The sequence below is a fragment of the Rhodococcus sp. 4CII genome, assembly GCF_014256275.1.
Classification (GTDB): Bacteria; Actinomycetota; Actinomycetes; order Mycobacteriales; family Mycobacteriaceae; genus Rhodococcus_F; species Rhodococcus_F wratislaviensis_A.
In genome coordinates, this window is record NZ_JACCFE010000002.1 from 810,206 (window position 1) to 834,123 (window position 23,918).

A 23,918-nucleotide genomic window follows, 5' to 3' on the forward strand; every position below is an offset into this window, starting at 1 on the left:
CTGATGGTGTCCGGCCCGGACTCAGTGGAGCTGCCGGGAATTGAACCCGGGTCCTCCGCAGCAAAGCTAGGGCTTCTCCGTGTGCAGTTTGCTATGTCTCTACTTGGATCTCCCAGTCTCGCAAACAAGCCAGGATGACGATCCCAGTCGCTGTTGGTTGTCCCATTCGACTCCGCGACCGAGTCGAACGGTAAAGCCCTCTAGCTGATGCCAGTACCCGGGCCGAGGGCGAACCCGGACTGACAGACACGCAGTCGCTACTTAGGCAGCGAGTGCGTAGTCGCGCTGATTGGAATCGGCGCTTATATGTTTGCAGCGACGCTCACGGTGGTCTCTTGCCTGCACCGACACGCTTCCCCTACCTCAACGTACGCAGTCGAAACCGTTCAGCCCCGTACGTGCCCCACGAGTCTCGCGGGGCCACCTAGTGTAACGCGAACGTCGCCCGGAATCATCCCGATATCATCGGCACGGGTCGGTGGGCGTGTTTCAGCTGGCCACGGCGATCATCGCAACGGCCGCGAGCGCGAGCAGCATGCCCGCCTGCTGCATCCGGCTCACCCGTTCCCCGAGCATCACCATCGCCAGAAGCACCGTGGCCGCGGGGTACAGCGACCCGATCACGCTCACGAGCGACAGCAGCCCACCCTGGAACGCGTACATCATGGCGGCGTTGGCCAGAACGTCGAGAAAGCTCACGTACACCGCGAGCTTGAACGGTTCACCGTGCGGCAGCACGAAATGCCCGGCGGACAACGCGACCAGCCACACCACCGCGGTGGCCGAGGCCCGGGACACGGCGAGGGCCCACAGTCCGCCGTCGTCACCGATCTGGTGCAACGAGACGAAGGAGAGAGCGAACGCGATACCGGCTCCGACGGTGAGCAGCGCCACGGCCCGGGTGAACCGCAGCACCCTCCCACCGGCCACCTCGCCTGCCGTCTCGTCGGGCGACTCCCGGCTGACGAGGACGACGGCGACCAGCGCCACCACGATCCCGACGAACGCGATCGGCCCGGGCCGCTCCCCGAACACGATCCCGACCAGTACCGGAATTCCCGCCACCAGCACGGCCGTCAGCGGCGACACCACCGACATCGGCCCCGACGCCAGCGCGAGATAGAACCACCACACCGCCACACCACCGGCCACGCCGGCCAGGGCTCCCCACACGACGGACGTGGTGGTGAGGGTGCCACCCGCGAACGGTGCGATCACCAGGACGATCAGCAGAGACAGCGGATACGACACGATGACGACCCGGAGGGCCGCGACGCGGCGGGAGGCGACACCCCCGACGAAATCGCTCACGCCGTACCCGATCGCGGCCACGAGCGCGAGCAGGATGGAGGTCAGCGCATGCCCTTGACTCGGCGTCCGAGTTCGCGGGTCACCTCACGCTCGGCGGTGCGCCTGGCCAGATCCTGCCGCTTGTCGTAGTCCTGCTTGCCCTTCGCGAGCGCGAGTTCGACCTTGACCTTGCCGTCGGAAAAATACATCGACAGGGGAACCAGGGTCTGGTTGCCCTCGCGCGTCTTGCCGACGAGGTGCTCGATCTCCCGCTTGTGCAGCAGCAGCTTCCGGGTACGGCGCGGCGCGTGATTGGTCCACGTCCCCTGGGTGTACTCGGGGATGTGCAGTCCGCGCAGCCACACCTCGCCGTCGTCGACGGTGGCGAACGCGTCCACCAGCGACGCCTTGCCTTCGCGGAGGCTCTTCACCTCGGTGCCGACGAGCGCGATGCCCGCCTCGTAGACATCGAGGATGCTGTAGTTGTGACGCGCCTTGCGGTTGGTCGCAATGACCTTGCGGCCCTTTTCCTTCACGTTCCGGGCCTTTCAGTCCGCGATGTCCGAGGTGAACAGTTCGTATCCTCCAGCATAGGAGAAGGAGCAAGCCGAATTATTCGCGGACGTACAGGCGCAGGGTCACGTAGGCCGTGACGGCCGCCATTCCGACACCCACGAGCACCAGAACCGGTGAGACGAAGAGCACGTCACTGTTGGAGATCCGGGCGACGATGTTGGCGTCGTAGACGTCCGACAGCACGTCGTCGATGAACATGTTCTTCGCGGTGAACAGACCGACGATGGCGAGCACAGCACCCACGAGGGCGGCGACCACCGCCTCCAGCAGGAACGGCAACTGCGTGTACCAGCGGGTGGCACCGACCAACCTCATGATGCCCACTTCGGTGCGCCGGGTGAAGGCCGCGATCTGAACCATGTTCGCGATCAGGAGAATTGCGGCCACGGCCTGCACGATCGCGATCGCGAACGCGGCGTTGCGCACCCCGTTGAGCACACTGAAGAGCCGTTCGACCAGCTCACGCTGGTTGAGGACACTCTCGACACCCGGGCGGGTACCGAAATTCTCGTTGATCACCCCGAAGCGCTCCGGATCGCTGAGCTTCACCTTGAACGATGCCGGGAAACTGTCGGGGCTGACGAGCGCGGCGAGCTCCGGCTGATCCTTGAACACCCGCTCCGTCGCGTCCTTCACGGCGTCGTCCCGGTTCAGGTACTCCACCGACACCACGGACGGCGTCTCCTCCAGTTCCTTGCGGAGCACACTGCAGATCTCCCCCTCGCAGCCGGGGTCGGACGTGGAGATGTCGTCGGTGAGGAAGATCTGCACCTCGACACGGTCCAGGAAGATCTGCTGCGTCTTGCCGGCCATCTGCACCACCAGCAGTCCGCTGCCGAACAGGCCCAGGGAGATCGCGGTGGTGAGGATCATCGCGATGGTCATGGTGACGTTGCGACGGAGGCCCGTCAGGACCTCACTGAAAATGAAACTGGCACGCATCGGGGAATCGGAGTCCTTCGTAGACGACTGGGGGACAGTACTGAAGCCGGAAGTGCAGGGAGGCCGCTAACGCCCCACGCCGTACACACCCCGAGCCTCGTCGCGCACCACTCTGCCGAGGTCCAGTTCCACCACGCGGCGGCGCATCGAGTCGACGATGTGGTGATCGTGGGTCGCCATCACCACCGTCGTCCCGGTGCGGTTGATCCGTTCGAGCAGCAGCATGATGTCCTGGCTCGTCTCCGGGTCGAGGTTGCCGGTGGGCTCGTCGCACAGCAACACGAGCGGCCGGTTCACGAACGCCCGCGCGATGGCGACACGCTGCTGTTCGCCGCCCGACAGTTCGGTGGGGAGACGATCGGCCTTGCCCGACAGCCCGACCATCTCGAGCACCTCCGGGACGGTCCGGGAGATCATCGCGCGCGGCTTCCCGATCACCTCGAGCGCGAACGCGACGTTCTCGGACACGGTCTTCTTCTGCAGGAGCCGGAAGTCCTGGAAGACGACGCCCATGCTCTGCCGCAGCTTCGGCACCCGCCGGGCGGACAGCTTGTTGACGTGGAAATCCGCGATGTGAATGTCACCCGACGTCGGCGACTCCTCCTTGAGGAGCAGGCGCATGAATGTCGACTTTCCCGAGCCCGACGGGCCGATGAGGAAGACGAACTCGCCCTTGTCCACGTCGACGCTCACCTTGTCCAAGGCGGGCCTCGTGGACGTCTTGTACGACTTCGACACATTCTCGACGCTGATCACGAGGAGCCAGTCTAGACGTTATCGAACAGTGACCAAATGGAGCGACGCGCGGCGTCATCCCCCACTCGGCGGTGTCACCGACGTCGCCGGGACGGACGACGTGGCCGGCGGTGTGCCCGTCGCCGCAGGTGGGAACGGGTTGGGGATTCCGAACGGCAGCGTCGGAGTCGTCGTCGGGACCCGACTGGTCGCGGTGGGCGCCGTCTGTTCCAGCGTCGGCTCGGGTGTCGTCTCGGTCGTCGTGAGCGTCTCCGACGGCAGCTCGGTGGTGTACTCCGTCGTCGACGGCGGGTACGTGGTCTCCGGAGCCGGCGCCTCCCGGGTGGGAACGACGGCCGGAGCGACCGGCCCCTGAACCACCTCTTCGGCGGGGTTGAGGTACGTGTACAGCGTGTACAGCAGCACCCACAGGATGCACAGCACCAACGTCGACGTCCGCACTCGGCCGCCGAAGATCTTGGCGGGAACGACGGAGGAATGCAGGATCCGGTCGAGGCCGCGCCGGGGTTCGCCGGTCATCCCTCACCCTCCGCTGCCCGCACCGTCTGGAGGTCCGGCTCGACGGTGATTCCCTGCCGCCTCATCGCGGTGGCGATGCGCACCCGGAGGGCGCGTCCGACCTGGAACTGCTTACCCGGCAGGGTCCGCGCCACGACGCGAACGCTGACCTCGTCGACAGTCAGACTCTCCACTCCCATCACCGTCGGCTCGTCGAGCAGTAGTTTCTTCAGCCCGCGATCCGCGAAGGCCTCGACACCGACCTGGTGGAGCACCTCGTTGACCCGGTTGATGTCGGACGACGCGGGAACGGGGACGTCGATCACGGCCCGCGCCCAGTCCTTGGAAAGGTTGACGGCCTTGACGATTTGCCCGTTGGGGACGGTGATGACCTCACCGTCCGAATTCCGCATCCGCGTGACCCGGAGCGTGACGTCCTCGATCACGCCCTCCGCGTCCTCCGACGACCCCGTGACCGCCAACTGCACCGTGTCGCCGAACCCGTACTGCCGCTCGGTGATGATGAAGAATCCGGCCAGGATGTCCTGGACGACGCGCTGCGCACCGAAACCGAGCGCCGCACCGAGCACGGTGGCCGGGGCGACGAGACTGCCGATCGGCAGATTCAGCTGGTCGAGCACCTTCATCGTCGCGATGACGTAGATGATCGTGATGATCACCCAGGTGATGACCTGCGCCACCGAGTGCCGGTGCTTGGTGGCCTCGGAACGGACGAGGGCGTCACCCTGCTTGTAATTGTTGTCGATCCGGTCGGTGATCTTGCTGCCGCCCCAGTTGACGAGTCTCGCCATGAGGACGGCCCCGAGCACGGTGAGCGAGACCGCCAGCCCCGTCGACGAGAGCCAGTCGAGCAAGTTCCGGGTGGGCGCGAACATGGCTGCCGTCGTCTCCATCGGTGTCAGGATGCCTGATTCTCGCGCATCCGCCACCGGATGCCGGACTCGAGGAATCCGTCGATGTCGCCGTCGAGAACGGCGGACGGATTGTTGACCTCGTACTCGGTGCGCAGATCCTTGACCATCTGGTACGGGTGCAGCACGTACGACCGCATCTGGTTGCCCCAGGAACTGCCGCCGTCGCCTTTGAGCGCATCCATCTCGGCGCGCTCCTCCTTGCGTTTGACCTCGAGCAGCTTGGCCTGCAGGACGCGCATCGCCGACACCTTGTTCTGCAGCTGCGACTTCTCGTTCTGGCAGGTCACGACGATGCCGGTCGGGATGTGCGTCAACCGGACCGCGGAGTCGGTGGTGTTGACGGACTGACCACCGGGACCGGACGAGCGGTACACGTCGACGCGGACGTCGTTCTCGTTGACGTCGATGTGGTCGGTGGTCTCGACGACGGGCAGGACCTCGACCTCGGCGAACGACGTCTGGCGGCGTCCCTGGTTGTCGAAGGGGCTGATCCGGACCAGCCGGTGGGTGCCCATCTCGACGGACAGGGTTCCGTAGCTGTACGGCGCCTTGACCGCGAACGTCGCGCTCTTGATGCCGGCTTCTTCCGCATACGACGTGTCGTATACCTCGACGCCGTAGCCGTGCTTCTCCGCCCAGCGGATGTACATCCGCATCAGCATCTCCGCCCAGTCGGCGGCGTCGACACCACCGGCGCCGGAGCGGATGTTGACCAGCGCGTCACGTTCGTCGTACTCGCCGGACAGCATGGTCTTGACTTCCATCGCGGCGATGTCTTCCCGCAGGCTGTGCCGTTCGGCGTCGGCGTCGGCTATCGCGTCGGCGCCCTCGTCCTCCGCGAGTTCGTACAGCACCGGCATGTCGTCGAGCCGGGAGCGCAACTCCTCGACGCGGCGCAGTTCGGCCTGGGAGTGCGACAGCTGGCTGGTGACCTGCTGCGCGTGCTCCTGGTCGTTCCACAGCTCGGGATCGGCGGCCTGGTGTTCGAGCTCGTCGATGCGGCGGCGCAACTCCTCCACGTCCAGCACCGATTCGACGGTACGAAGGGTGGTGTCGAGCTCGCTGAGGTCTGCGGATACGTCGGGATGCACGGTTCCCAAGGTTACCGGGTGCGGACCCGGGCCCCGTCACCCCTTCGTTCCAGCGGAAGTCACCCCTTCCGATCAAGTCGCGTGGAAGCATTGCGGGCACCGGGCCCACCTTGTTCCATGCACGGGTACGCACATGCTCGTGCCGCCATTCCGGACGGAGTCGACGATGACCGTGACCGACCAGTACCTGAAGAACAACGAGGCCTACGCGGCCGGATTCACCGGGCCGCTCCCCCTCCCGCCCAGCAAGCACGTCGCGGTCCTCGCCTGCATGGACGCGCGGCTGGACGTCTACCGGATCCTCGGCATCGAGGAGGGCGAGTCGCACGTCATCCGCAACGCCGGCGGGGTGGTGACGGACGACGAGATCCGATCCCTCGCGATCAGCCAGCGGCTGCTCGGCACCACCGAGATCATCCTGATCCACCACACGGACTGCGGAATGCTCACGTTCACCGACGACGACTTCAAGAAGTCCATCCAGGACGAGGTCGGGATCAAGCCGGCCTGGTCGGCGGAGGCGTTTCCCGACCTCGACGAGGACGTCCGGCAGTCGCTGCGCCGGATCGAGGCCAGCCCGTTCATCACGGCGACCACGTCTCTGCGCGGGTTCGTCTTCGACGTCGCCACCGGCAAGCTCGCCGAAGTGAAGATCGACTGACGTCACGCCGGTCCGGTACGAGTAATCTGTGCGACCGTGACCGACCTCCGCGCCGACCTGCAGCTCGCCCTCCGAATCGCCGACGAGGCGGACGCGATCACCAGGGCCCGGTTCGGGGCGCTCGACCTGTCGGTCGACGACAAGCCCGACCTGACGCCGGTCACGGACGCCGATCTGGCCGTGGAACGGGCGGTCCGGGCAAGGCTGGAAGTCGAGCGACCCGCGGATGCGGTGCTGGGTGAGGAGTTCGGCGGCGACGCGCAGTTCGCAGGACGGCAGTGGGTGGTCGATCCGATCGACGGCACCAAGAACTTCGTCCGGGGCGTCCCCATCTGGGCCACCCTGATCGCGCTGCTCGAGGACGGAGTTCCCGTCGTCGGGGTCGTGAGCGCTCCGGCGCTCGCGCGCCGCTGGTGGGCCTCGGCGGGGTCGGGCGCCTGGTCGACGTTCGACGGGTCCGAGCCGGCTCGCCTCTCCGTGTCGGCCGTCGACCGACTCGGTTCGGCCAGTCTCACCTTCTCGAGCCTGTCGGGCTGGAAGGAGCTCGGCATCCGCGAACAGTTCCTCACCCTGACCGACGACGTGTGGCGGGTCCGGGGCTTCGGTGACTTCTTCTCTTACTGCCTGCTCGCGGAGGGCGCCGTAGACATCGCCGCCGAGCCCGAGGTGTCGCTGTGGGACCTCGCGCCCCTCGACGTGCTGGTTCGCGAGGCAGGCGGCCGCTTCACCAACCTCGTCGGCGACGACGGCCCGCACGGCGGCAGCGCACTGGCCACCAACACGCTGCTTCACGACGAGGCGCTGTCCCGCCTGCGATCGAACCGACCCGGGGCCTAACTCACACAGCACTATCCGAACTATCTGACAAGACTCCGACGGCGTAGCCCGGCTCCGGCGTCCTCGGCCACGAAAGCCGACGCGCCCTCCTGACGGGACCGGCCTCCACGCCGTCCGTTCCGTACGCGCCTGCGCTCCCGCAAGGATGGGACTCCCCTATCCCTGCCGGCCTCTTCCCGGCTCCGACGGCATGCTCGGCAACCTCGAAAACGCTTGGCCTGAATGCCATTCCGTCGATCATTCCGGACAGGCGTGTCATTGCCGACGGCGCGAGATCCACCCCATCGCGACTGACGGCGGTCCCCTCGGCGAACCACTGTCGTGGCGACTCGAACTTACTCGATAGTAGACACCAACCTTACCGCTGAGTAAGATAGAGGACGTCCACGCCCGAACACCGAGAAACAGCTGGTGATCATGAGCAAGCAAGACACAGTTGCCCCCCACGACAGTGCGAAGCGGAAGCCCCGCGACACGTCCGCCGTCGGCCTGAATCCGGTCAAGCGCGATGCCATGGGTGCCGCGATGCGTGTGCTGACCAAGATCACCGGTTCCGATCTGGCCGAGAAGTACAACCTGCGCCAGACGATCGACCGTGTGACCTACGAAGGAACCAAGACCGGATTCAAGACCCTCGGCGCCGCGACCCGCGGTTTCCAGAAGGTGTCCGGCGGCGGCGCGCCGAAACGCCTCCCCGACAACCCGACCGCGAAGGCCGGCTATTTCGACCTCACCCCGAGCGACGAGCAGCAGATGATCGTCGAGACCGTGCGGGAGTTCGCGGCCGAGATCCTGCGGCCCGCGGGCCACGACGCGGATGCTGCCGCTGCCGCCCCGGCGGATCTCGTGAAACGCGCCGCCGAACTCGGCATCACCCTGATCAACGTCCCGGAGGAACTCGACGGGGCCGCCAGTGAACGCGGTGCCGTCACCAACTCTCTGGTCGCCGAGGCCCTCGCGCACGGCGACATGGGACTCGCGCTGCCGATCCTCGCGCCGAGCGGCGTCGCCGTCGCCCTCACCCAGTGGGGTACCGACGCCCAGCAGAAGACCTACCTTCCCGCGTTCACCGGCGAACAGGTTCCGAACGCGGCGGTCGTCGTCAACGAGCCCCGCGCACTGTTCGACCCCTTCGCGTTGCAGACCAAGGCGGTTCGCTCCCCCAGCGGCTACAAGCTCAACGGCGTCAAGAGCCTCGTGCCGGCCGCCGCGTCGTCCGAGCTGTTCGTCGTGGCCGCCGAACTCGACGGCAAGCCCTCCTTCTTCATCGTCGAGGCCGACACCAAGGGACTCGTCGTCGAGGCCGACCCGAGCATGGGTCTGCGCGCCGCGGGCCTCGGCCGGCTCAACCTCACCGACGTCGCGGTGCCCGAGTCGGGTCTGCTCGGCGATGCCGACGCCGATCTGCGGGCGGCCGAATACGCCGACGCGATCCGGCTGGCCCGCCTCGGCTGGGCCTCGCTCGCGGTCGGCACCGGGCAGGCCGTACTCGACTACGTCATCCCATACGTCAACGAGCGGGTCGCGTTCGGCGAACCGATCAGCAACCGTCAGGCAGTCGCCTTCATGGTCGCGAACATCGGCATCGAACTCGACGGCCTGCGTCTGGTGACGTTGCGCGGCGCCTCCCGCGCCGAGCAGGGGCTCTCCTTCGCCCGCGAATCGGCGCTCGCCCGAAAGCTGGCTTCCGAGAAGGGCATGCAGATCGGCCTCGACGGCGTCCAGCTGCTCGGCGGCCACGGTTACACCAAGGAACATCCCGTGGAGCGCTGGTACCGCGATCTGCGCGCCATCGGCGTCGCCGAGGGCATCGTCCTGATCTGAGCGGCCGGATTCGAACTAAGGAAACTGTCATGATCAACCTCGAACTTCCCAAGAAGCTCAAAGCCTCCGCGAACCAGGCTCACCAGGTCGCGGCAGAAATCTTCCGGCCGATCTCCCGCAAATACGATCTCGCCGAGCACGCCTACCCCAAGGAACTCGACACCATGGCCGCCATGGTGGAGGGGCTCAACGACTCCGGCAAGGGTGCGGCGGGCGCCGCCCTCGGACGCGGCGACGAGCCGAAGGTCATCGGAAACGTCAACGGCGGCAACATGTCCTCCCTGATGAATGTCATCGAAACCTGCTGGGGCGACGTGGGCCTCACTCTGGCGATCCCCTACCAAGGCCTCGGCAACTCGGCCATCGCCGCGGTCGCGACCGACGAGCAGCTCGAACGCTTCGGCAAGGTGTGGGCGTCGATGGCCATCACCGAACCCGGCTTCGGTTCCGACTCCGCCGCCGTCACCACCACCGCGGTCCTCGACGGTGACGAGTACGTGCTCAACGGCGAGAAGATCTTCGTCACAGCCGGCGAGCGTTCTACCCATATCGTCGTGTGGGCCACCGTCGACAAGACAAAGGGCCGCGCCGCGATCAAGTCGTTCGTCGTCCCGCGGGACGCCCCGGGTCTGAGCGTCGCCCGCCTCGAGCACAAGCTGGGGGTGAAGGCGTCCGACACCGCGGTTCTGCTGTTCCAGGACTGCCGGATCCCCAAGGACAATCTGCTCGGCACGCCGGAAGTCAACGTAGAGAAGGGCTTTGCCGGCGTCATGCAGACGTTCGACAACACCCGTCCGATCGTCGCCGGCATGGCGGTCGGCCTCGGCCGCGCCGCGCTCGAGGAACTGCGCAGCATCCTCACCGACGCCGGTGTCGAGATCTCCTACGACACTCCCGCGTACAACCAGCACGCCGCGGCCGCCGAGTTCCTGCAACTGGAGGCCGATTGGGAGGCGGCCTACCTGCTCGCGCTGCGCGCGACGTGGATGGCGGACAACAAGAAGCCGAATTCGCTCGAAGCGTCCATGTCGAAGGCGAAAGCCGGCCGGACCGGCACCGCCATCACCCTCAAGGCCGTCGAACTCGCCGGCACGTTGGGGTACTCGGAGCGCCCGCTGCTGGAGAAGTGGGCACGTGACTCGAAGATCCTCGACATCTTCGAGGGCACGCAGCAGATCCAGCAGCTGATCGTCGCTCGCCGTCTACTCGGAAAGTCGTCGGCAGAGCTGAAGTAACAGCTCGCGGGGATTTTCAACGAGGGGTGTAGTCCCCGCCGCGCTCACCTGCGGCGGGGGCTTCTTCGTGCGCGGAGCATGACGGAACGGTCGCGAGAGCGGTCCGGGAGACTATGAGCGAAACGGGGACGGCCGAGCCCTTCCCTTCCTCTACGCTGAACGGGACATCCGTCACTGCAGCCGGAAGGGTTCTCCATGCCAGCTCAGCACATCCTCACCAAGATCACGGACACCGTGGGAGCTGTGCGGGTGATGAACCGCGCAGGCCTCGTCCCCTTTCCCCGTGTGGACCAGGGAATCCGATCCATTCTGGCCGTGCGGAAGTACGGTCCGTTCGCGGGTCCCGTCCACGCGAACGCCGAGGCGGGCCTCGATGCGGTGGCCCTGATCGACGAGCGCGGTTCACTCACCTACGCCGACATCGAGGAACAGTCCAACGCCCTGGTGCGGGCGTGGCAGTCCGACGGCATCGCTCCCGGCTCCGTTATGGGATGTATGTGCCGCAATCATCGCGGTCTGGTGCTCACAATGCTCGCCGCCGCCAAGAACGGCACCAAGCTGGTGCTCATGAACACCGGGTTCGCCCGGCCCCAACTCGTCGACGTCGCGGCGCGCGAGCGAGTGCAGGCCTTCGTGTACGACGACGAATTCCACGCCGTCGCCGAGGCTCTCCCGGACGAGGTGATCGTCTATCGTTCATGGGCCGAGGACGATTCGACGTCGCAGGTCCGCTCGCTCGACGACGTGATGCAGGGCCGAGACCGCAGTTCGCTGCCCGCTCCGTCCACCCTGGGCGGGTTCGTCCTCCTCACCAGTGGCACCACGGGCACACCGAAAGGCGCTCCCCGCGGACACACGTCGCCGCTCGCGTCGGCACAGTTCCTCGACCGCGTGCCGCTCCGGCGCGGACAGACGATGATGATGGCGGCCCCAGCGTTCCACGGGACGGGGGTGTCGCAGTTCGCACTCGCTCTGGCGCTGGGCCAGACGGTGGTGATGCATCGTAAGTTCGATCCGGAGAACACAATTCGCCTCGTCGAGAAACATCGCTGCGACACACTGGTCGTCGTCCCCACGATGCTGCAACGCATCATCGACCTCGGACCGGAGACCCTGGCCGCGTACGACACGTCGAGCCTGAAGATCATCTTCGCCGCCGGGTCGGCGCTCTCCCCCGACCTCTGCAAACGCACCACCGCCGCATTCGGCGAGGTGCTCCACAACCTCTACGGCTCCACGGAGGTGGCCGTCGCCACGGTCGCGACACCCGCCGACCTCGCGCTGGCACCGGGCACCGCTGGGCGGGCTCCCGTCACCTGCCACGTGGAGCTCTACGACGAGTCGGGTCGACGGATCACCGAACCCGAGACGGTCGGACGCATCTTCGTGTCGAGCGGTCTCAGTTTCTCCGGGTACACCGACGGCCGCGACAAAGAGCGCATCAACGGCCTCCTGTCCACCGGCGACGTCGGACATTTCGACCGCAACGGCCTGCTGTTCGTCGACGGCCGAGACGACGACATGATCGTCTCCGGTGGCGAGAACGTCTATCCACTCGAGGTCGAGAACCTGCTCGCCGACCGTGACGACGTCATCGAGGCTGCCGTCATCGGTGTCGAGGACGCCGAATTCGGCCATCGCCTCAGAGCTTTCGTCGTGCCCGGTCCGGGAGCCACCAAGGATGCCGAGGAGATGAAGGCTCACGTCAAGGCAAACCTTGCGCGCTACAAGGTGCCCCGCGAGATCATCTTCATCGAGGAACTCCCCCGCAACGCCACCGGCAAGTTGCTTCGTCGGGTGCTGATCGAGATGGACGTCACGGAGAGCTGACCGCTACCGACGATAGACAAAAAAAGAACCGGTGCCCTGGATTCCAGGACACCGGTTCTTTCGTGGTAGCGGGGACAGGATTTGAACCTGCGACCTCTGGGTTATGAGCCCAGCGAGCTACCGAGCTGCTCCACCCCGCGTTGCATGAACAAAGTTACACGAGCGAACGAACGGATTGCAAATCGCCCGGAAAGCGTCCGTTCAGCAACGTTTCAGCACCCCTCGAGCCCGCCTCCGTTACCTAAAAGTTATGACGCTCGTCACACTTCGGGCTAAATCTGTAACATTGCCGAAACCTGAATTTTGACGGTCGACCTGCGGAAACGCGGTCCGTTCATCCCAATATTTGGACGGACGTCACAGAAATCGACCCGTGACCATTCCGTGATCGCCGCGTACGTTCGTTGCCAGCCCGAAACCACCGGGCAACGCCGACCCGCCGCAGCTCGACCTGCCCCCGCGGGATTCGGAATCCCGACACCTCGAGGGGCAGGGACGAGGACAGAACGACCCCCCGGGTCGGCACACCAGCCGCTATCCACCGGATCACCTCGTCAGCAGGCGCGGAGAGGAACCAACCACATGACCAACTTCAGCATCGTCAAGCGGACCATGGGCGCAGTCGCACTCACCGGAGCAGTCATCGGAGTGCCGCTCGGCCTGAGCACCGGCACCGCATCGGCCGCATCCGGCGACTGGGACGCCGTCGCAGCGTGTGAGAGCAGCGGCAACTGGGGCGCCGACACCGGCAACGGATTCTCGGGCGGTCTGCAGTTCACCGACAGCACCTGGGCAGCGAACGGCGGATCCGGCTCGCCGTCCAACGCCTCGCGCGAGGAGCAGATCCGCGTGGCGGAGAACGTCTTGGCGACCCAGGGACCCGGCGCCTGGCCGGTCTGCGGACAGTACCTCTGATCCGCACCACACTCTTGCTCGAAGTGCCCTGCGCGCAGCACGTCTGCGCGCAGGGCACTTTGACACTGCACGGCCGTGCTTACGCCATCGCGAGCCGTATTCCCGGCACCTTTTGCGTGAGCCGCTACACAAATTCATAGTGATCTACACCACATAACGACGGGGTAACGAATGGACTCCGAAACGATATCGAGACGGCGTGACCTGCGGAAACAATCGAAATTCGGACACGACATCGGACAGCTGTCCACGAATTTCGCCAGGTGAACTGCGGGCGAAGCTCCCGTACGGTCGCTCTCGGCCCGAAACAACCGGGCGAAAGCCGGCCCGCCGCTGCTAGCTCTGCCCCGCGGGTTCGGAATCCCCGAAACCTTCGAGGGGCAGGGACGCGGCACAGAATCGCAGCCCGGATCGACGACGCGAACGTCGTCCCCCGCAGGCCGGCCACGTCAGCAAGCGCGGAGAGGATTGACCTCGCATGACCAATCACAGCATCAGCAAGCGTGCCCTCGGCTGGATCGCCGTCACCGGCGCCGTCGTCGCCGTCCCGCTCGGCCTGAGCACCGGCACCGCCTCCGCCGCCTCCCACAACTGGGACGGCGTCGCACAGTGCGAGAGCGGCGGCAACTGGGGAATCAACACCGGAAACGGCTACTACGGCGGCCTGCAGTTCTCGCAGAGCACCTGGGAGGCCAACGGCGGCAGCGGATCGGCGTCGAGCGCCAGCAAGGCCGAGCAGGTCCGCGTCGCCGAGAACGTGCTCGCAACCCAGGGCCAGGGTGCCTGGCCGGTGTGCGGTCAGTACCTGACCACCGGCGGCAGCGGCGTCACCGAGGCTCCCGCGCCCGCACCGGAGCCCGCCCCGGCCCCGGCTCCGGCCCCCTCGGCTCCGGCCCAGGTCCAGGTTCCCGCCCCCGCCCAGCCCGGCGCGCAGCAGGCACTCGACGCCGCTCGTCAGCTTGCCGAGCAGAACGGCGTCGGACAGCAGTTCCAGCAGCTGGTGGACACCAACCCGCAGTTGGTCGGCGCACTGCGCTGATCTCCGCGTCAGATACGACGAGGCCCTGTCATCCGAAACGGATGACAGGGCCTCGTTCGCTCTGCGGGTGAGCCTCCCCTACTTGGGGAGCGCCTCGTATGCGGCGACCGCCTTCTGGACTCGGGCGAGGGCCGCGCCGTACGCCGCGAAGTCACCACTGCGTTGCGCCGCAGACAATGCGGTGAGCGACGCATCCAGTTCGGCGACCGCAGCCGAGACGTCCGTGCCGGACGGCGGTGTCGCCGGGGCCGTCGGCGCGGGTGCCGCACCCTGGTCGGTGGGCGGCGTCGTGCTCGTCTCCGGAGGTGTCCCTGCCTCCGCGCTCGGAGCCGTCGCCACCGACCCCGTCCCGGCACCGAACACCTGGTCGAGCGCTTGCGCCAGCGTCGGGGCGTACCCGACTCGCACACTGTTACTCGGCGGCGGCTCACGGTAGCTCACGAGCACCCGCGACAGCTGCGGGAACGTCGACGTGTTCGGGCCCGTCGAACTTCGCTCCGTGTACATCGGTTCGACGTACAGGATGCCGCCGTCCGCGATCGGCAACGTCAGCAGGTTGCCGTACTGGATCTTGTTCGATCTCTCGAGCAGAGTTCTCTCCGATGCCACGCGTGGATCGGAGATCATCGAGTTCTGTGTCTGCTGCGGCCCCTGAGTCTGCGTGTCCGTCGGCAACTGGAGCACGGTGAACTTGCCGTAGTTCTCCGGATCCGATTTCACCGATAGATATGCGGACAGGAACTCGCGGCTGTAACCCACCATCGCGCTGGTCAGATTGAAGGATGGTTTCCCGGTCTCGGGATCACCGACCAGAACGTAGTACGGCGGCTGGTTCGCGCTCGTGTCGATCGTGGGATCGCTCGGCACCGACCAGAACGCGTTGTTGGTGAAGAACTCCTTCGGATCGTCGACGTGATATTTGGCGAGCATCTCCCGTTGCACCTTGAACAGGTCCTCCGGATAGCGGAAGTGTGCGCGCAGTTCGTCGGGAATCGAATCCGCCGGTTGCACCGCACCCGGGAACACACCCATCCACGCGTCGAGGACGGGGTCGTTCTGGTCCACCTGGTACAGCTTCACGGTGCCGTCGTACGCGTCGACGGTGGCCTTCACCGAGTTGCGGATGTAGGACACCTCCTTACGGGGCAGCAACCGGCCGGTGTTCTGGTCGATGCTGTCCTCGACGAGTCCGTCGAGCGAACTGCGCTGGGCGTACGGGTAGTCCTGCAGTGTGGTGTAGGCGTCGACGATCCACACGACCTTGCCGTCGACGACGGCCGGGTACGAGTCACCGTCCGCTGTCAGCCACGGGGCGACGTGGGTGACCCGGTCCCGCGGATCGCGGTTGTAGATGATCTTGGAATCCGAGCCGATCGCACCCGAGAACAGGATGTTGCGCTCGGTGTACTTGGCGGCGAAGGCCAGCCGGTTGAACCAGTTGCCGATCGGCACGCCGCCCGAACCGGTGTAGGTGTAGCGGGAGGTGTCGGTGTCGTACTCCCGCGGGTCCGAACCCTGGGAACCGCCGACGATCGCGTAGTCGGCATCGGTGTCGGCGATGACCTCGCCGTAGTAGATGCGTGGCTGCTCGACCGGAATGACCTGGTTCCCCGCCTGCTGCGAGGCGATGTCACTGACCATATATACGGGGTAACCGCTGTTGCTGTTCGCGGCCTCCTCCGCCGACTCGCCGGCAGCGGCGTTGACCCGGTTCGCGGGTGCTGCGACCAGTCCGTTGCCGTGCGTGTAGACGGTGTGCTTGTTGATCCAGTCCGTCTGGTTACCGGTCAGGCTCTTCGACGACAACTCGCGGGCCGCGACGATGTAATCGCGCATCTCCCCGTCGATGTCGTACCGGTCGATGTCGAGCGTGGGCGGGAAACCGTAGAAGTTCTTCAGCTGCTGCTGCTGGGTGAACGTCCGCGACAGGATGTTCGGATCCAGCAGGCGGGTGTTCGCGATGGTCGTGACGTCGGCCGGCACCTCGCGCGGCGGCTTCGTTCCGTACCCCTGGTAGTCCTGGTACTCGACCTTGTCGTCCGTGATGCCGTACGCCTGCCGGGTGGCGGCGATGTTCCGCTCGATGTACGCGCTCTCCTTGTCGGCGGCGTTCGGACGTACCGAGAATTGCTCGACCACGAGCGGCCACACCGCGCCGACCAGGATCGAGGACAGCACGAGAAGCGCTGTCGCCATTGCGGGAATCCGCAGATCACGAAGGAAGATCGCCGCGAAGAACGCACCCGCGCAGATGACCGCGATCGCCAGCAGGATCAGCTTGGCCTGCAGCACCGCATTCATGTCCGTGTAGCTACCGCCGGTGAACGTGGGTTCCTTGCGGCTGCTCGACAACAGCGAATAGCGATCGAACCAGTACGCCACGGCCTTGAGAAGGATGAACGTTCCCGCGAGCACGGCCAACTGGACTCGCGCCGCATTGGTGAGCGCGCCGCCGCGGCCCGCCAGCTTCAACCCACCGAAGATGTAATGCGTGACCAGGCTCGCGAAGAACGCCAGCAGCACCGCGACGAACAACCAGTTGAGGACGAACCGGTAGAACGGCAGATCGAATGTGTAGAAGCCGACATCGAGGCCGAATTCCGGATCGGCGACCCCGAATGCGCCCCCGTTGATGAACAGCTGCACCGTCACCCAGCTGGACTGCGCGATCAGACCGGCGAGCAGTCCCACCACGATCGGAATGGCCAAGCCGAACAGTCGCAGCCGCGTCATCACCGTGGTGCGGTAGCGCGCGACCGGATCGTTGGGGCCCGACACCGGAACGAAGACCGGCCGCGACCGATACGCGAGCAGCAATGCCAGCCAGACGATTCCGCCGACCACCACCCCGACCACGAGGAAGAGCAGCAGACGGGTGACGAGGACCGTGGTGAACACCCCACGGAATCCGACCTCCCCGAACCACAACCAGTCCGTGTATGTACTGATCAGCCGCGGACCCACCAGCAGCAGGGCCGCGACGACAAGCGCCAGCACCAGCAGCACACGACTGCGTTTGGACAACGACGGTAAACCTGCGGGGGGCCGCATGCCCACGTGCCACACTCCAAGAACTCGGCGACGCTGTCGCGCCGCGATCAACTGCACTGCTCGGCCGTCCACACCCGAACAGCAAGGGCGTGACCGTTTCGTCCCACTCTACGTAACAACCGGGAGATGCGGCCGTCGGTCCTGTGCCGGGGGTGGGAGGATGGGTCTCGTGAGTGAAGAGTATGTGAACCGGGAGCCCGACGCCCTCGCCCGCTGTGTGCGCGAGGTAATCGAATTCGTCGATGCCGGAGGGTGGGATCAGCCGCCCCAGATGTTCGCGCTCGTCCCGACCGAACTCCTCGCGGCCGCCGAACCGAGCCTACTCGACCAACTCGCCGACGGTGCGGAATTGACCCCGGTGGAACAGGATCCGTTCCCCGACGACATCGACGGTGGGTCACGCGCGCTCGACGAGTTCCTCGCCACCACCAGTTGGCCCGAGTCCGTGGTGGGGTGCGCTCTCGTTCAGGAGATCGTCGTCCTGCCGCCCGGGGCGGAGTCCGACCTCGACGACGCACTCGTCCCTCTGCTGTCCGACCGCGACGCCGCCGACGAGGCGGCTCGGGCCACGGCCGAGTCGCATCCCGACCGCCGGTCTGCCCGGTTGATCGCCGCGGTGCTGCGCGACGGGCCGTCGCTGTGCCTGATGCAGTTGCGCCCCGACGAGGACGCCGACCCGTACGCCGGGATCGAACTGCTCACCTCCGAGGATCTCGCGCCGAATCTCGTGAGCGCGTTGTACGCCACCCTCGACGCGACCGAAGAAGACTAGACAGGAAGGAAGTCCGGGCGCTCAGCAGCCGGGCGCGTCGCCACCGGCGTCGATGGTCTCCAGCGCGTCGACGGCTCCGGCGAGCGTCTCGACCTTCACCAGCCGAAGCCCGTCGGGTGCGCCCTGGCGGGCCTCGTCGCAGTTCTTCGCCGGCACGAGGAACGTTTCGGCGCCGGCCTCGTCCGCGGCGATCAACTTGTACTTGATGCCACCGATGGGGCCGACGTCGCCGTCGGAATCGATCGTGCCGGTGCCGGCGACGAATTTGCCGCCGTTGAGTTCGCCCGGGCTCAGCTTGTCGATGACGGCGAGCGTGAACATCAGCCCCGCCGACGGTCCGCCCACGTCGGCCAGGTTGAAATCGACGGTGAACGGAACGTCGGGGACCTCCTCGGGCGTGATTCCCAGATAGCCCTTCGACTCGTCGCCCGGACGCGCCCCGACGGTCACCCGGACCGTCGTCTCCGCGCCGTCCCGGCGGACCAGGATCGGCACCTCCGTGTTCGGCGCCACCTCGGCCACCGCCTCCTGCACGTCGCCGACCGTCGACACCGCCGTTCCGTCGACGCTCACCAACCCGTCGCCCTCACGCAGGATTCCCGCGGACGGGCCGTCCTCCGCGACCTTGGCGACCCGTAGGTCGACGGGCTTGCCGAGGAAGTGGAGTGCGGCGAGTTCGGCGCTGTCCTCGGACTGCTGGAAGTCGGCGTCGTTCTCCTGCTTGACCTCGTCCTTCGACTTGTCCGGCGGGTACACCTCCTCGCGGGGGACGATGCCCTGGCGTCCGCTGGCCCACAATCCGAACGCTTCGAACACGTTGAGGTCGTCGCGCACGGCGACCGTCGTCATGTTGAGGTGCCCGGTGGTCTCGTCCACCTCTGTCCCCTGGATCGCGACGACCTGCTCACCGCCCACTTCGCCGAGGGTGTTGAACGTGGGGCCCGGCCCGAGAGCCACGAACGGCACCTTGATCACCGTGCCGAGAATTCCGAGTACCACGATCGGGGCCAGCGCGGCCAGAAGCGTCACGATCCGTCGATTCACCTGGACCAGCGTAGAGCGCGAACCGGCCGGCCCCGCCGTCGGCCGTCCGCGTGTTCGCGGTCAGCGTGACGTGGTGGGCACCTACGCGACCATGCGCCTTGTACCGTTGAGTCATGAGCAATCTGCCGTTCGGCTTCTCCAACTCCGACGACGATCCCGATCGTGACAAGAACACGGGGGATCAGAACGGACCCGACCGCGACAAGAACGCGGGTGGTTCCGGCGACTTCGGTTTCGGGGCGGGTGGTTTCCCCGCCGGGGGGTTCGACCCGGCCGCGCTCGGTCAGATGCTGACCCAGTTCGGTCAGATGCTGAGCGGGATGGGCAGTTCGATGGGGTCGGGCGAACAGACCGGGCCCGTCAATTACGAGATCGCGAAGAAGCTGGCCCGCCAGCAGATGGGGTCCGTCGCTCCCATCACCCAGGGAAGTTCCGAGGCGATCGCCGATGCCTCGCGGCTGGCCGAACTGTGGCTCGACGCCGCGACGACGTTGCCCGCGGGCGCATCGAAGACCGTCGCATGGACACCCAACGACTGGCTCGACAACACGCTCGACACGTGGAAGCGGCTCTGCGACCCCGTCGCGGAGAAGGTGGCCGGCATGTGGGTGCAGGGCCTGCCCGAGGAGGCGCAGCAGATGGCCGGGCCCATGCTCGGCATGATGAGCCAGATGGGCGGCCTCGCGTTCGGCTCCCAGCTCGGCCAGGCACTCGGCCAGCTGTCGAAGGAAGTGCTCACCTCCACGGACATCGGTCTGCCCCTCGGTCCGGCAGGCACGGGCGCACTGCTTCCCGCGGCGGTCGAGCGGTTCAGCAAGGGACTGGAGCAGCCGGACCGCGAGATCCTCGTGTTCCTCGCCGCGCGCGAGGCCGCGTACCAGCGCCTCTACAGCCACGTCCCGTGGCTCCGTCAGCGTCTCCTCGCCACCGTCGAGGAGTACGCCCGCGGCATCACGATGGATTTCTCCGCGATCGAAGACATGGCGAAGAATCTCGATCCGTCGGCGCTGAGCGATCCGTCGCAGCTCGAGAACATTCTGCAGCAGGGGGCGTTCGAGCCGCAGACCACACCCGAGCAGAAGCAGGCGCTCGAACGCCTCGAGACGCTCCTCGCTCTCATCGAGGGCTGGGTCGAGGTCGTCGTCGGTTCAGCACTGAACGACCGCCTTCCCGGTGTGGCCGCCCTCAGCGAGACGCTCCGCCGCAGGCGCGCGACCGGTGGACCCGCCGAGCAGACGTTCGCAACCCTGGTCGGACTCGAATTGCGCCCCCGCAAGGTGCGCGAGGCCGCGCAGCTGTGGAATCGCCTCACCTCCGAGTCCACCGTCGACGCCCGTGACGGCGTGTGGGCCCACCCCGACCTGCTGCCGGACTCGTCCGACCTGGACAGCCCGGACGCGTTCGTCGACCGGGTGCTCGGCGGCGGCGACGGCGGGAACTTCGACAATCCGATGGCCCAGCTGGAGGCGACCGAAGCCCGTGAGCGGGCCGAGGAGGCCGAACGCGGCAAGTCCGGCAAGGACGACGAGCCGGAGTCCTGACGGCCTGAAATCCACCAATGTCGCGGTAGCGGGAAATCCACAGGTCGAGGCACGTTTCGGCCTGTGGACAACTCGCCTTCGAAGGGCTGCCACGCGATTGGGGCCTGCAATCCTCTGGATGTGACCATCCAGCACCCACCTCACGTCGGCGTCACCCTCGACCCTCGCATTCCGGTACTCGTCCGCCCCGACGGACGGGTCCAATTCGGCTGGGACCCCGAACGCGCGCTCGTTCTCGCCCCGCCGCCCGGGGTCCGGACCGAGCAGCTCCTGGCCGTCGTGCGGCTCCTCGACGGCAAGCATTCCCGGCCACACATCCTGTGGACGGCTGTCGGGTACGGCCTGGCACCGACGGACGTGTCGAAACTCCTCGGTGATCTCGACCGGGCCGGCCTGATCGAGGTCGGCGCCGCGTCGCCCGTCGCGGACACGATCGCGATCCGCGTGCACGGGCGCGGCCCGCTCTCCGACGCGCTGTCGGCCGGGCTCTCCGACGCCGGCATCCGGGTGTCCCGGTCACACCGCTACTCCGCCGACGGCGACGTCCGGCGGTGGAACGCCCTGTGCGTCGTGCTGGCGGACGATCTGGTCGCCGAACCCCGACTCGCCGCCGACCTCGTCCAGAACGGGATTCCCCATCTCCAGGTCCGGCTGCGGGACGGACGCGGCGTCGTCGGTCCCCTGGTGCTCCCCGGCCACACCAGTTGCCTCCGGTGCGCCGACCTCCTCCGCGCCGCGTACGACGAGGACTGGCCGCACCTGTCCGCACAGCTCCTCGGGACCGTCGGGCACGCGAGCCCCGCCGTGATCATGGCCACCGCCGCGGTCGCCCTCGGCCAGCTCGAAGCGGTTCTCGCCGCTCCGCGCGGGGGGCCGCCGAGCAGCCTCGACGCGACCCTCGAGATCGACCTCGGCGCGCATCGGCTGGTGACCCGGCGCTGGCCGCGGCAGGCGAGTTGCAGCTGCACGTATCTGGCACCCGCCGTGGGTGAATCGAACCATCGACCGTCATGATGCATGATGGTGGGGTGTCCGACATCCCCCGCAGGAGTTCTGCCCGCACCGCCAAACTCGCGAGCATTCCCTTGGGGATCGCGGGACGCGCTGCGATGGGCTTCGGCCGGAAGCTGACCGGTGGTGACAGGGACCAAATCGACGCCCAGCTCAGCGCGAAGGCTGCCGAGCAATTGTTCGCGGTCCTCGGCGAACTCAAGGGCGGGGCCATGAAACTGGGGCAAGCGCTCAGCGTCATGGAGGCCGCGATCCCCGAGGAGTTCGCGGAGCCCTACCGTGAATCGCTGAACAAGCTGCAGGCGCAGGCGCCTCCACTGCCCGCACGGGCCGTGCACAAGATGCTCGACCAGCAGTTGGGCACCCGGTGGCGTGACCGGTTCGAGTCGTTCGACGACACCCCCACCGCATCGGCCAGCATCGGCCAGGTGCACCGCGCGGTGTGGGCCGACGGTCGCGACGTAGCGGTCAAGGTGCAGTACCCCGGCGCCGACGAAGCGCTGCGCGCCGACTTGAAGACGCTCGGTCGGTTCGCGGGACTGTTCGCGTCGGTCATGCCCGGCGTCGACGTGCGCCCCGTGATCGACGAATTCACGGCCCGCACCGAGGAAGAACTCGACTACCGGATCGAGGCGAACAATCAACGCCGCTTCGCCAAGGTGTACGACGGCGATCCGCAGTTCGCGATTCCGCACGTGGTGGCCAGCGCTCCCAAAGTGGTAGTGACCGAATGGATGTCGGCGAAGCCCCTGTCTGCGATCATCGCGAACGGCACACCCGAGGAACGCAACACCGCGGGGGCACTGCTCGCGGAGTTCCACTTCGCCTCCCCCACCCGCGTCGGTCTGCTGCACTGCGACCCACATCCGGGAAACTTCATGCTGCACAGCGACGGCCGTCTCGGTGTCATCGATTTCGGTGCGGCGGCTCCGTTTCCGCACGGACTCCCACCCGTGCTGGGGGCCATGGTCCGCCTGTCCGTCCACGAGCAGTTCGACGAACTGACGGAGTTGCTGCACGCCAACGGATTCGTCCTTCCCGGGAGAACGGTCACCGACAAGGAGATTGCGGACTACCTGCGCCCGGTCACCGACCCGATCCGCACCGAGTCGTTCCACTTCACCCGCGCCTGGCTCCAGAAGGCCGTGGGTTCCGCCACCGACTTCAACAGTTCCCAGTTCCGTACGGCCCGCGCACTGAATCTGCCCGCCGAGTATCTGATGATCTTCCGGGTTCTCGTCGGCTCGGTCGGGATCTGCGCTCAACTGGATGCGTATGCGCCGTACATGGAGATCCTGACGCGGTGGCTTCCGGGGTTCGCGGAGCCCGCGCCCGAGGACGAAGACACGATCTGAGCCCTTATACACAGAACGGGCGTTCGCCCGGCCCGCTCGTGTGAGTGGCCGGGCGAACGCCCGAACTCTTCCGCCCCGTATCGGTTCTTACGCACAGACCAAGGTCTGTGTCTTGCGTGGACGTCCCCGGGAACGCTTGCGGGCGATCACCACACCCTGGTCGAAGATCTCGCCGCCCCACACGCCCCACGGCTCGGCCCGATCGAGGGCGGCGTCGAGGCAGCGGGAGCGGATCGGGCAGGACGCGCACAGCGCCTTGGCCTGCTCCAGCTGGGTGGGCGAGTCCGCAAACCACAGGTCGGGGTCGTCGACCCGGCAGGGCAGGTCACCACGCGTGGACACTATCTGAACAAATCCGCTTGTGGCGGTTGAGGTTTCGGATACCCCTCGGCATGTCACGGTAGACACGTCCTTCTCCTCTGCTCTCATTGCGACGGTCATTCTCTTCGGTTCGATGGAGTGGGTGCGAACCAGAGCCGAGGCTGCGAGCGGGAAGAGTGCTCGAACTACGAAGGCCACGGTCCGCGATGCGGGTCCGTGGCCTTGAAAAAGACGGTGGGAGTGTGTTCTACCGAGGAATTCCTCGACCACTCCGATACACGGACTCGACTGCTGCTGCGGGACGACGACGGGCTGCCGACCAGACGATCGCCGGTGCCGTTTCCGCCGCGTTCATGCCGAACAGCGGGGAGGCAGCAGCGCTTGCCGTCTCATG

Annotated in this window: 20 protein-coding genes, 1 tRNA gene, 1 other RNA gene and 1 pseudogene; 11 read left to right on the forward strand and 12 right to left on the reverse strand. The window is 66.6% G+C overall.

The genetic code is table 11. The annotated features are described in order from the left end of the window. Positions 1–22: 22 nt before the first annotated feature. The 8 genes from ssrA to prfB all read right to left on the reverse strand — a co-directional run bounded on the left by ssrA (position 23) and on the right by prfB (position 6,088). Positions 23–394: a transfer-messenger RNA gene (gene ssrA / locus H0B43_RS04735) on the reverse strand. A 95-nt stretch (positions 395–489) separates the two neighbouring features. After that, the gene (locus H0B43_RS04740) at positions 490–1,344 is read right to left on the reverse strand and encodes a DMT family transporter (protein WP_185730101.1); all 855 of its coding nucleotides are present in this window, start codon (positions 1,342–1,344) and stop codon (positions 490–492) included. 8 nt (positions 1,345–1,352) lie between these two features. Continuing rightward, a complete protein-coding gene (smpB, locus tag H0B43_RS04745; protein WP_141471363.1) occupies positions 1,353–1,826 on the reverse strand; it encodes an SsrA-binding protein SmpB in 474 nt (157 codons plus the stop codon). Between the two features lie 76 nt (positions 1,827–1,902). Then, positions 1,903–2,808 carry a permease-like cell division protein FtsX gene (gene ftsX / locus H0B43_RS04750; RefSeq protein WP_185729077.1) on the reverse strand — a complete coding sequence of 302 codons (906 nt, stop codon included), beginning with the start codon at positions 2,806–2,808 and terminating at the stop codon, positions 1,903–1,905. A gap of 66 nt (positions 2,809–2,874) precedes the next feature. After that, entirely contained in the window at positions 2,875–3,564 is a 690-nt protein-coding gene (ftsE, locus tag H0B43_RS04755) for a cell division ATP-binding protein FtsE (protein WP_185729076.1), read from the reverse strand. Positions 3,565–3,618: 54 nt separating this feature from the next. Further along, positions 3,619–4,083, reverse strand: coding sequence for a hypothetical protein (locus tag H0B43_RS04760; protein ID WP_185729075.1), 465 nt, complete (start codon positions 4,081–4,083; stop codon positions 3,619–3,621). Next, a complete protein-coding gene (locus tag H0B43_RS04765) occupies positions 4,080–4,976 on the reverse strand; it encodes a mechanosensitive ion channel family protein (protein WP_185729074.1) in 897 nt (298 codons plus the stop codon). The genes H0B43_RS04760 and H0B43_RS04765 overlap by 4 nt, the downstream gene beginning before the upstream one ends. A gap of 5 nt (positions 4,977–4,981) precedes the next feature. Beyond that, positions 4,982–6,088, reverse strand: a complete 1,107-nt coding sequence (gene prfB / locus H0B43_RS04770; RefSeq protein WP_185729073.1) for a peptide chain release factor 2 — start codon at positions 6,086–6,088, stop codon at positions 4,982–4,984. A gap of 166 nt (positions 6,089–6,254) precedes the next feature. Between prfB and H0B43_RS04775 the strand changes: the two genes are divergently transcribed. From H0B43_RS04775 to H0B43_RS04795, 5 genes are all read left to right on the forward strand, one after another. Further along, a complete protein-coding gene (locus tag H0B43_RS04775; protein ID WP_185729072.1) occupies positions 6,255–6,749 on the forward strand; it encodes a carbonic anhydrase in 495 nt (164 codons plus the stop codon). A 36-nt stretch (positions 6,750–6,785) separates the two neighbouring features. Next, positions 6,786–7,586, forward strand: coding sequence for a histidinol-phosphatase (gene hisN / locus H0B43_RS04780; protein WP_185729071.1), 801 nt, complete (start codon positions 6,786–6,788; stop codon positions 7,584–7,586). 411 nt (positions 7,587–7,997) lie between these two features. Then, positions 7,998–9,410 (forward strand): acyl-CoA dehydrogenase family protein, encoded by a 1,413-nt coding sequence (locus H0B43_RS04785; protein ID WP_185729070.1) that lies wholly within the window; start codon positions 7,998–8,000, stop codon positions 9,408–9,410. Between the two features lie 29 nt (positions 9,411–9,439). After that, positions 9,440–10,645 (forward strand): acyl-CoA dehydrogenase family protein, encoded by a 1,206-nt coding sequence (locus H0B43_RS04790; protein ID WP_185729069.1) that lies wholly within the window; start codon positions 9,440–9,442, stop codon positions 10,643–10,645. A 195-nt stretch (positions 10,646–10,840) separates the two neighbouring features. Then, the gene (locus H0B43_RS04795) at positions 10,841–12,475 is read left to right on the forward strand and encodes an acyl-CoA synthetase (protein ID WP_185729068.1); all 1,635 of its coding nucleotides are present in this window, start codon (positions 10,841–10,843) and stop codon (positions 12,473–12,475) included. A gap of 63 nt (positions 12,476–12,538) precedes the next feature. Here H0B43_RS04795 and H0B43_RS04800 read toward each other — a convergent pair. Continuing rightward, positions 12,539–12,615, reverse strand: a tRNA-Met gene (locus H0B43_RS04800). 442 nt (positions 12,616–13,057) lie between these two features. Between H0B43_RS04800 and H0B43_RS04805 the strand changes: the two are divergent. Both H0B43_RS04805 and H0B43_RS04810 read left to right on the forward strand, forming a co-directional pair. Then, positions 13,058–13,387, forward strand: a pseudogene (locus tag H0B43_RS04805) (transglycosylase family protein); the annotation flags it as partial. A gap of 481 nt (positions 13,388–13,868) precedes the next feature. Then, a complete protein-coding gene (locus tag H0B43_RS04810) occupies positions 13,869–14,429 on the forward strand; it encodes a transglycosylase family protein (RefSeq protein WP_185729066.1) in 561 nt (186 codons plus the stop codon). Positions 14,430–14,507: 78 nt separating this feature from the next. On the opposite strand, the gene H0B43_RS04815 is transcribed toward H0B43_RS04810, so the two are convergent. Further along, positions 14,508–17,486, reverse strand: a complete 2,979-nt coding sequence (locus H0B43_RS04815) for a UPF0182 family protein (RefSeq protein WP_185729065.1) — start codon at positions 17,484–17,486, stop codon at positions 14,508–14,510. Positions 17,487–17,640: 154 nt separating this feature from the next. On the opposite strand from H0B43_RS04815, the gene H0B43_RS04820 reads away from it, so the two are divergent. Further along, positions 17,641–18,252 (forward strand): PPA1309 family protein, encoded by a 612-nt coding sequence (locus H0B43_RS04820; RefSeq protein ID WP_185729064.1) that lies wholly within the window; start codon positions 17,641–17,643, stop codon positions 18,250–18,252. A gap of 21 nt (positions 18,253–18,273) precedes the next feature. On the opposite strand, the gene H0B43_RS04825 is transcribed toward H0B43_RS04820, so the two are convergent. Continuing rightward, positions 18,274–19,296 (reverse strand): PDZ domain-containing protein, encoded by a 1,023-nt coding sequence (locus tag H0B43_RS04825; RefSeq protein ID WP_185729063.1) that lies wholly within the window; start codon positions 19,294–19,296, stop codon positions 18,274–18,276. 113 nt (positions 19,297–19,409) lie between these two features. Between H0B43_RS04825 and H0B43_RS04830 the strand changes: the two genes are divergently transcribed. The 3 genes from H0B43_RS04830 (at position 19,410) to H0B43_RS04840 (ending at position 23,203) form a co-directional block, all read left to right on the forward strand. Further along, positions 19,410–20,837: a zinc-dependent metalloprotease gene (locus H0B43_RS04830; RefSeq protein WP_185729062.1), complete on the forward strand. Its 1,428-nt coding sequence runs from the start codon at positions 19,410–19,412 to the stop codon at positions 20,835–20,837. Between the two features lie 120 nt (positions 20,838–20,957). Continuing rightward, positions 20,958–21,851: a hypothetical protein gene (locus tag H0B43_RS04835; protein ID WP_185729061.1), complete on the forward strand. Its 894-nt coding sequence runs from the start codon at positions 20,958–20,960 to the stop codon at positions 21,849–21,851. Then, positions 21,848–23,203 (forward strand): AarF/ABC1/UbiB kinase family protein, encoded by a 1,356-nt coding sequence (locus tag H0B43_RS04840; RefSeq protein WP_185729060.1) that lies wholly within the window; start codon positions 21,848–21,850, stop codon positions 23,201–23,203. Before H0B43_RS04835 ends, H0B43_RS04840 begins: the two co-directional genes overlap by 4 nt. A gap of 87 nt (positions 23,204–23,290) precedes the next feature. Here the strand turns inward: H0B43_RS04840 and H0B43_RS04845 are convergent, their stop codons facing one another. Further along, entirely contained in the window at positions 23,291–23,632 is a 342-nt protein-coding gene (locus H0B43_RS04845; protein ID WP_252189861.1) for a WhiB family transcriptional regulator, read from the reverse strand. Positions 23,633–23,918 lie beyond the last annotated feature (286 nt).